The organism is Bradyrhizobium sp. 31Argb, from assembly GCF_043638955.1.
Classification (GTDB): domain Bacteria; phylum Pseudomonadota; class Alphaproteobacteria; order Rhizobiales; family Xanthobacteraceae; genus Bradyrhizobium.
In genome coordinates, this window is record NZ_JBEGDB010000655.1 from 1 (window position 1) to 814 (window position 814).

At 64.4% G+C, this 814-nt stretch carries 1 pseudogene; it reads left to right on the forward strand.

Annotation, left to right across the window (positions count from 1 at the left end):
- Positions 1-67: 67 nt before the first annotated feature.
- Positions 68-718: pseudogene (locus AAFX91_RS42105) on the forward strand (MBL fold metallo-hydrolase); the annotation flags it as partial.
- Positions 719-814 lie beyond the last annotated feature (96 nt).

Here is an 814-nt window from a genome sequence, read left to right on the forward strand (position 1 = left end):
AGGCTTCCTCCTAAAAGAAAGCCTTGAATCACGTTCAATCTGATTTGAGAATCCCAAGAGTCCACACGGCCTAGGGGGCGACCCGGACTTGCACTTGCCGCGGGCCGGGCAGTTGATCAAGCGACTCGACGCCGCCGGCATCGATCTTGCGTCCGTGACCGACGTAGTGCTGACCCACATGCACATGGACCACATTGGCGGGCTGCTCGTCGACGGGGTGAAGGACCGGCTGCGTCGGGACCTGCTGATCCACGTGGCGGCCGCCGAGGTCAAATTCTGGGAGTCGCCCGATTTCTCCCACACCGCCATGCCGCCGGGGTTCCCGGACGCGCTTCGGTCGGCTGCCAAGCGGTTCACAAAAGAATACCACAACCAGCTGCGGCAGTTCGATGAGGAGCACGAGGTGGCGCCGGGCGTCGTCGTCCGTCGCACCGGCGGCCACACCCCCGGGCACAGCGTGGTCCGCCTGGCGTCCGGCGGCGACGCGCTGACGTTCGCCGGCGACGCCGTGTTTGCGGTCGGGTTCGAGCAGCCCGACTGGCACAACGGTTTCGAGCACGACCCCGAGGAGGCGGCGCGCGTTCGGGTCCGTCTTTTGCGGGAACTGGCTGAGACCGGCGAGATGCTGGTGGCCACCCACCTGCCATTCCCGTCCGTCGGTCGGGTCGCGGTGGATGGCGACGCGTTTCGTTGGGTACCGGTCTTCTGGGACTACTGACCGCTTGTTGACTTAAATCCGAACTAGCATTACAGTTGTCTTTTTGTTTTGAAGTGCGCGCGCTGGGCGGCGGCCTGGTGAGCTCTACGCCAAAGT